The 7,241-nt window shown below is 47.9% G+C and carries 7 protein-coding genes and 1 pseudogene; 3 read left to right on the plus strand and 5 right to left on the minus strand.

Features of this window, described 5'->3' with window-relative positions; genetic code table 11:
• Positions 1-427 precede the first annotated feature (427 nt).
• Both queF and ACR2PX_RS24880 read left to right on the plus strand, forming a co-directional pair.
• Positions 428-1,252, plus strand: a complete 825-nt coding sequence (gene queF, locus ACR2PX_RS24875) for an NADPH-dependent 7-cyano-7-deazaguanine reductase QueF (RefSeq protein WP_434002047.1) — start codon at positions 428-430, stop codon at positions 1,250-1,252.
• A 216-nt stretch (positions 1,253-1,468) separates the two neighbouring features.
• The gene (locus ACR2PX_RS24880) at positions 1,469-2,305 is read left to right on the plus strand and encodes a hypothetical protein (protein WP_434002048.1); all 837 of its coding nucleotides are present in this window, start codon (positions 1,469-1,471) and stop codon (positions 2,303-2,305) included.
• Here the strand turns inward: ACR2PX_RS24880 and ACR2PX_RS24885 are convergent.
• Positions 2,192-3,652, minus strand: a complete 1,461-nt coding sequence (locus ACR2PX_RS24885) for an adenylate/guanylate cyclase domain-containing protein (protein WP_434002049.1) — start codon at positions 3,650-3,652, stop codon at positions 2,192-2,194. The two genes, ACR2PX_RS24880 and ACR2PX_RS24885, sit on opposite strands and share 114 nt — an antisense overlap.
• 355 nt (positions 3,653-4,007) lie before the next feature.
• Here ACR2PX_RS24885 and ACR2PX_RS24890 point away from each other — a divergent pair, with 355 nt between their 5' ends.
• Positions 4,008-4,508: a nitroreductase family protein gene (locus tag ACR2PX_RS24890; RefSeq protein WP_434002050.1), complete on the plus strand. Its 501-nt coding sequence runs from the start codon at positions 4,008-4,010 to the stop codon at positions 4,506-4,508.
• Between the two features lie 250 nt (positions 4,509-4,758).
• On the opposite strand, the gene ACR2PX_RS24895 is transcribed toward ACR2PX_RS24890, so the two are convergent.
• The 4 genes and pseudogenes from ACR2PX_RS24895 to ACR2PX_RS24910 all read right to left on the minus strand — a co-directional run.
• A complete protein-coding gene (locus ACR2PX_RS24895) occupies positions 4,759-5,208 on the minus strand; it encodes a YcgN family cysteine cluster protein (protein WP_434002051.1) in 450 nt (149 codons plus the stop codon).
• Positions 5,205-5,501, minus strand: coding sequence for a YcgL domain-containing protein (locus ACR2PX_RS24900; RefSeq protein WP_434002052.1), 297 nt, complete (start codon positions 5,499-5,501; stop codon positions 5,205-5,207). The genes ACR2PX_RS24895 and ACR2PX_RS24900 overlap by 4 nt, the downstream gene beginning before the upstream one ends.
• A 62-nt stretch (positions 5,502-5,563) precedes the next feature.
• Positions 5,564-6,709, minus strand: a complete 1,146-nt coding sequence (rnd, locus tag ACR2PX_RS24905; RefSeq protein ID WP_434002053.1) for a ribonuclease D — start codon at positions 6,707-6,709, stop codon at positions 5,564-5,566.
• Positions 6,710-6,927: 218 nt separating this feature from the next.
• Positions 6,928-7,241, minus strand: a pseudogene (locus ACR2PX_RS24910) (hypothetical protein); the annotation flags it as partial.

Raw genomic sequence — 7,241 nt, forward strand, 5'->3', positions numbered from 1 at the left:
TAGCCTGTCCATTCTTACGGGGAATAACAGTGACGTTGAAGACTTCGGAGCCTTGATAGAAACCAAGTTCAACCTTTTCGTAAACAAATGACTTGAGTTTATGGCATTTATTGAGGATAGTTTTTATGAGCATCGGCGGCGGCTTTTGTTGTTTTTTGTCCTTCAACAAAAACTATCAAAAGTCAGCTGTCGATGCCCTTTTATCCTCGAAATTGTTCATTCCTACCCACAGATACCCCTGAAGAGCCATAAATTTTTATCCTTGAAGCTCTTCAGGCTCTGGCAGCCTATGCTTCATCTGCGTATCATCCCACAGTTTTGCGATCCACAATTCAGGGTACAAAATAGTCAAAATTTCCTGAGGGTGCTGATTTCTGAAGTAGTCTGACCTGGATGGGGTCAGACAGGATTATGTCAGAGTGAAATTATGAGTGAATTAGTGAATGCTTCCCCACTGGGGAAAAACAGTGAGTACCAGGCTGAGTACAATCCGGAACTTTTGTTCCCTATTCCCCGAAAGGAGAAGCAGTTGGAGCTGGGGTTAGATCCGGAAAATCTACCTTTTGTGGGCAGCGATGTCTGGTTTGGTTATGAGCTGTCCTGGCTGGACAGGAAGGGCAAGCCTCTGGCCATGATCGGGCGCTTCGAGCTGCCTTGTAACTCCCCTAGTCTGGTCGAATCCAAGTCATTCAAGCTTTATCTGAACTCATTTAACCAGACTCAATTTGAGTCGGTGGAACAGGTTCAGGCTGTTATGGAAAAAGACCTCAGTCAAGCTGCTGGCGCTCCGGTTAAAGTGAAGCTGATGACCGTGGCTGAGATGGAAACCTTCGGATTCAAACCGGCTCCAGGCAGCGGTGTGGATGAGTTGGATGTCGCCATTGATTGTTATGACTACAGCCCTGATTTATTGCAAAAGGCCGAAGGCGTCAGAGAAGAAACAATCCACTCTCATTTGCTGAAGTCCAACTGTCCTGTTACCGGTCAGCCGGACTGGGGGACAGTGGTTGTTCGGTACAATGGTGAAGCTATTAGTCATGAATCTTTTCTGCGGTTTATCTGTTCATTCAGAGGGCACCAGGAATTTCATGAGCAGTGTGTAGAGAGAGTGTTCACTGAAATTCAGGCTCGATTCAAAATGGAGTCTCTGACCGTTTATGCCCGTTATGTTCGCCGGGGAGGACTGGATATTAATCCATGGCGCAGCACTGATCAGGCAGAGCAAGACGATTTGCGTCTGATCAGACAGTAAAATTCCCCCATTTACACGCCGGGATTAGTCTATTCTTTACTTGTGAAAAAGAATGATTTGTTCCCGGTGCTGTTCCTCTGTAGAAAGTTTGGTTTTGTTTTAGCACTTCTTGCTCTGTTGTGTTGTACGTCTGCGTTAGCAGCAAGAACCTACACAACGCATTTATCCAACCTGGCGACAACCAGAACCTTCACAGTCGAATGGCAGAACCAGTGCATGGCACTGGATAGGCGTGCTTTGAGGGGAGGTAGTCCCGCAGAGCGGCTTTCTACTGTATTACTCAAGAGGCAGGGATGGCCTCGTCAGGCTAATTTCAAAGCACTCAAGGGACTGGAATTTTGCGCTGGTCAGATGATGCGGTTTGAGAATGAAATCCAGTTTCAAGTAGACAGTCAGAATCAGGCGAATGTCAATGGGACCCCTGCAATGTGGCTGTCTCAGCATTTTACTTCTGGAGGCTTGATCAATCCCCAGCAAACGGATTTTTTGTTCGTACCTGAACTTTTTGGCCAGTTACTGATTCAGTTTCACCAGGTTGAGGTGATCCATGATCAGCAGGGTCAACCGGTGTGGTTGGTGCAAGCGAATATTCCTGTGTCAGCCAGCGACTGCACTCCGGTCACTCTGAGTGTTTTCCATAATGAGCAGGGAAATCTTCAGATCAATGCATTTGATGGTTTTTTATCCTCTGTCTCAGGGCTTGAGCCAGCAGTCTTCACAGTATTTGAAGAAACGAGTGATCAAGATCCATCGGAGCAGGAGGGGCAAACGGTTCAACAGGAAGATAATGGATTGGGTGGAGCGAGTGGGATGGACACTCTGCAAATCAATGGGGATGATGAAAAAAAAGACTCTGAAAAGCCTGCGTGGCTTTCAGAAGACTATAAGCCCTCAAAAAGAGCGTTATTCAGTCCTGTTGGTATCACGGTGGCGTGCTGTTCAGGCGTCTTCTGCCAGTATTTCGCGTTCGAGTTTCTGAGCCGCTACCTTCAGGTTTCTTATGATCTCTTTTCTGTCTTTATGATCTATAGTGTCCCCGTCCACGTATATTGAAAATCCTTTGGTTTCGAAATCCATATAACTCTGTTTCTGACCTAGATTGCGACGGAAGTCGAGAACCCGGTAGCAGGGAACGGAACGGCTGAAGCCTTTAACTCTAAGCACTCCTACGGACTGGCAGAGAATGATGTCCTTAACCAGAGACCAGGTTTCATGTGAGATCAGTATCTGGTTGGCGTCGGCCTGACTTTCCAGGCGACTGGCCAGGTTTACTTCCTTACCGATCAAGGTGTAATCCATTCGATTCTCGGCACCAAAATTACCTACCGTACAATAACCCGTGTTGATCCCCATACGAATTTCGAGCGGCCGCTCAATACCCTGTTTGCGCCATTGGTGACGGAGAACTTTCATATGACGGCGCATGGCAATAGCCATTGATACTGCCGCCAGAGCGTCTTTTTTAGGCCCCCGGGTTCGTGGATCTCCGAAGAAAATCATGATGCTGTCACCGACAAACTTGTCAATGGTCCCACCGTATTTCAGGGCTATTTTCGACATTTCAGTCAGGTACTGGTTCAGCATGTCGGTCAGGGCTTCGGGCTCGAGTTCCTCAGACAGTTCGGTAAAACCTTTTATGTCGGAGAAGAAAACCGTCAGCTTTTTTCTCTGACTTTCCAGTTTTGCACTTTTCCGACCCACGAAAATAGAGTGCCAGACCTGAGGGGACAGGTATTTGGTCAGACTGCTGGCCAGAATCGTATATCGTCGTTGCTGAGCTCTGGCCTTGTCCCTGAGATCGACGAAAACCTTGTGTTTCTGTCGTATGATCCAGGCAAGGTAGAACATGTAGATCATGACCGAGAGAGCCGCTACCACCGTAACGTTTAACGGCATTGGCTTCATCAGAGGCTGAGGCAGGAGGAAGTAAGTGACCCCTCCAGAAGCCAGCATCAAAACCGGAATGGCCGCCAGCGAGACCAGGCCATAGCGGATGATTCCGCTGCACATCAGAATCATACTGAACATCATGGATTCTATGGGCGGCAGGCCCGCTGCAATAAGAAAGACCCCGGAATTCAGGGAATCAGCCACCAGTGAGGCGACTTTGTCTTGCTTGGGGTAAAGCTGATTCAGGAAGAAAAGCAGTAAAGTAGCGATGTGGGGATAGACAGCAGCATAAACCCCGAAAAACACCATATGGTTGGGGAGCGTGTCCTTGTATACCCCAAAGCCGATGCTCAGGGCGACCAGAGTATAAGCCAGAACCCTGGCCTGATAATCTCTGCTGACAGGACTGTTCAGACTGCTGAAGATCGCTTGCTTTGCCATCGCACTCCTGGCACTTCTTTTTCCATGGAGATGCCCGGGGTCATTGGGATTGGAGCACTTCTCACTCATGGATGCTTTCTTATTGTAATGCCTTGAAAAGTTCAGTTCAGGCGGGTTTGACCATCATACCCATGTTTGTGGATGGCGGGAACACCCTGTCGTCCCAGACAGGTCTTTGTCAGAAGTACTGACTATAACACTATCATTCTTCACTGGAAAACCACCTGATTGCTGGTGGCAGTAAGAGCAGGAGAAGATAAGGTTTCATCAGCCCCCATCGCAGTATGAATCTGCTAAGGTAACCGGAAAAAGATTTCGTTGTTTTGAAAGCGAATAAAAATTCATGGTTTTTCTCTTGCTACAGACTCATAGGCATCCGCTGTCGGATGTTCCCGGTTCAGGAACTTTTGAGGGTTAATCGTATATGGACAATCAATATCGGCCTCTGGAGTGGTTGACTCAACGCGTCTCACATCCGGTGCAGACCGATCCGGCTCCCAGCAATGAACAATTGGACGTTATCTTTAAAGCGGCACTCAGAGCCCCGGATCATGCCAGATTAAGACCCTGGCGATTTTTAACAATTTCCGGAGAGGCTCGAATCAAACTGGGAGAGCTTTTTGCACGCTCTGCTCAGGAAGAGCAGCCAGATCTGGCACCTGAAGCCATTGAACGCTTTAAGGGATTACCTTTGCGAGCCCCTGTTTTGGTAGCACTGATTTGTAAACTGCAGGAACACCCAAAAGTGCCTGAGCTCGAACAGTATCTGTCATTGGGTGCTGCCGCTCAGAATATTCTGCATGCCGCTTATGCCCAGGGGGTAGGTGCTATGTGGAGAACCGGTGCGGTGACCTATCATCCGAACACGGCGAGAGAATTGGGCCTTGGCGAGAATGAACGACTACTAGGAGCCTGTCGGACTTAAGACTATTTCGGCCTAAATTCCAGAAAGAACGGCCCAATTATTCGAAGAATTCGATTAAATAGGTCAACTATTCTCACGAATCCATCGAATAATTCGACTCGTTCTACTGAAATTTATGCTCGAAAGCATAAGTCCGACAGGCTCCTAGGGTTTATTTATCTGGGAACCCCCTCAGGTCCCAAAAAGAAAGTGGAAGAACTCAACCCTGATGACTTTGTTGCAAGCTGGCAGGGATAGGAGCCTGCCGAACTTAGTGGTCGATATTATGCAGAGGGATAATATAATCTTCCCAATCTTCTTCAGGAACAGTTGTTTCTGACTGTGCAAAGGCCCTGACTGAGATGCCTGCCTGGTGAATGCTGTCAGGGCGTCCTGATATCAGAGGGTGCCAATCGAAGAGGGGCTTGCCTTCGGCCAGCAGTCGATAGGCACAAGTTTCTGGTAACCAGTGAAAATGAGGTATATCACTCACCGATAGCTTCAGACACTCAGGTACCTTTTCCTTGCGGTGTTCATAGTCTGAGCACTGACAACTGGCGATATCCAACAGTTGGCAAGCCAGAGAGGTGTTATGAACCTCTCCTGTCTCTTCATCTTCCAGCTTTTGCAGGCAACAGCGACCGCAGCCATCGCAGAGACTTTCCCACTCTTCGGGGGTCATCTGTTTTAAGGCTTTGGTCTGCCAGAAAGGCGTTCTCATAGCGGGTCATTAAAGCTCAATAGTTCTTCAGGAAGGTGCTGAATATAGTCTTCTTCAGCCGGGGGCATCTGTAAGTAAAAACCCTTTTCCTGAATCTCGGACATTACCTTTTCGGTATCCACTCTGGCCAGTTTGCGCTCAGAGGTTAGCAGCATGTCCATAACATGAGTGGCTTTGCCGAAAGCCAGATGGAGAGCTTCAGGGATTTTTTCCAGCTGATCGCGTTTTTCGACGTACAGGTACATCTCATTGCGTTTGCTGCTTTTGAAGATGGAGACAAGAATTTTAGACATAATATCAATACTATCTTGAAAATTTCTCAGAGCCAGAGGTGATGAACAACGAGTCGTCGTCATCACCTCTGGTCGGTTTTGTATTCTTTCAGTACAAGAATTAATGGTTCAGCAATTTCCTGCTGACGCCAACCTTTGATACTGTCGGGTACGGAAAAGCGACCACTGTCCTGCCACTGTCGTAAAAGCGCATTAGACATTTTTCCAGGGAAGAGCAATTCCACTGGAACGTTCAACTCGTCTGATTTGTTATGGACCCAGGCCTTGATCAGCTTGCCATAGTCCCGGGCGACTTTTGGCAGAGGGGCAGGGAGTTTGTCTGGATAGTTGGCTTGTGGGCTGTCTTTGGCTTGCTGGACCAGGTTCAGGATGATGTCGCCATATTTTCTCAGAGTCTTGGGTTTCATATCCTGGATAGAAGAGAGAGAGCGTGCATTGTCAGGCATAAAGCGGGCAATCGCCCACAGACTTCCCTTGGGAATGACCCGGTTTCTTGGTGTGTTGCTTTTTCGGGCTTCCAGTTCACGGTACTCACAAATTTTCTGTAAAACTGCCAATTGTTGAGGTCGTAGTTGCCAGGCTCGTTTGACATCTTTCCAGATTTCGCTCGGCTCTGGGAACAAGGGAGAGACCACTAAAGCACTGCAGTCCTCTTTAACCCAATGTAACTGTGGCTTGTCCTTCAGTTTTCCAAGCAGTAACTCATAAGCTTCCAGCAGATGGACTACATCCAGTGTGGCGTAGCTGATCTGGGCCTCAGTCAGTGGGCGCTGCAGCCAATCTGAGCGGGTGGCATCCTTGGGCAGGTCAACTTCAAGCAAGGCTTTCAGAAGATTCTGGTAGCTTAATGAATGTCCCAGTCCTGCGTAGGCGGCAGCCAGCTGTGTGTCCAGCAGTGCAACAGGGCGGCAACCGGTCAGAATATTGAACACTTCCAGATCTTCACTGCAGGCATGAAGTACCTTGACGACGGATTCGGACTGGAGAACTTTGGCAAAAGGACTCCAGTCTTGAACACTGAGGGGATCAACCAGAAATACCTCTTCACCGGTACCGACCTGAATCAAACCGGGAATAGGGTAAAAGGTGTCTGTGCGAATAAATTCTGTATCCAGCGCTATGGCATCCAGCTCCAGCCACTGCTGGCAGTAATGGTTAAGGCTTTCACTGTCGAGGACCCAGATAGGATCAGGATGTTCAATAGGCATATAAGCAGCTGGATCAGAAATAAAAGCTTATTATAAAGAGCTTGTCTGCGAAGCCAAAACAATATTCTTCGGTCTCTGAGTCAAAGGGGCAGATGTTGAGCTTTGTGATCTGGATAATTCCGGCTGATTCTGGTGGATTTAGCGGTTAGGTAGATCTATGAATTTCTGCGCAAGCTCATAGTTGAACGGTGCCCGATAGTCATTGATCAATTGAAACCTCAGTGACACTCCTTGGCAAAGAAGACGGTTACCTTTTTTAATAGGGTCCTCTCTTCTCTCAGTTTGGCGTTCTCTTTGCGTAAACGTTTAAGCTCGTCGTATATATACTCATCATTATTCTGGGGCTTGCTGGAGGCATCAGGCCGTTGATACTTGGCATATCCAGGTATGCAGGGTACTAATATTAACGGGGCTTTTACAGGTTGGCTGATGAAAAGTGAGGGGTTGCAACAGAAATAGCCTTCAGGAGACGATTGATTTATAAGGATCAAAATTTCTGAAGGATCAGACATGTGTGCAACACCCTCACTAC

The organism is Endozoicomonas sp. (genome assembly GCF_051008435.1).
In the GTDB taxonomy this organism is placed as follows: domain Bacteria; phylum Pseudomonadota; class Gammaproteobacteria; order Pseudomonadales; family Endozoicomonadaceae; genus Endozoicomonas_A.

Coding starts and splice junctions, on each gene's coding strand:
- ACR2PX_RS24885 (WP_434002049.1), bottom strand. CDS start 3,652: ATGAGTGAGAAGTGCTCCAATCCCAATGACCCCGGGCATCTCCATGGA.
- ACR2PX_RS24900 (WP_434002052.1), bottom strand. CDS start 5,501: ATGTCTAAAATTCTTGTCTCCATCTTCAAAAGCAGCAAACGCAATGAG.
- ACR2PX_RS24895 (WP_434002051.1), bottom strand. CDS start 5,208: ATGAGAACGCCTTTCTGGCAGACCAAAGCCTTAAAACAGATGACCCCC.
- ACR2PX_RS24880 (WP_434002048.1), top strand. CDS start 1,469: ATGGCACTGGATAGGCGTGCTTTGAGGGGAGGTAGTCCCGCAGAGCGG.
- queF (WP_434002047.1), top strand. CDS start 428: ATGAGTGAATTAGTGAATGCTTCCCCACTGGGGAAAAACAGTGAGTAC.
- rnd (WP_434002053.1), bottom strand. CDS start 6,709: ATGCCTATTGAACATCCTGATCCTATCTGGGTCCTCGACAGTGAAAGC.
- ACR2PX_RS24890 (WP_434002050.1), top strand. CDS start 4,008: ATGGACAATCAATATCGGCCTCTGGAGTGGTTGACTCAACGCGTCTCA.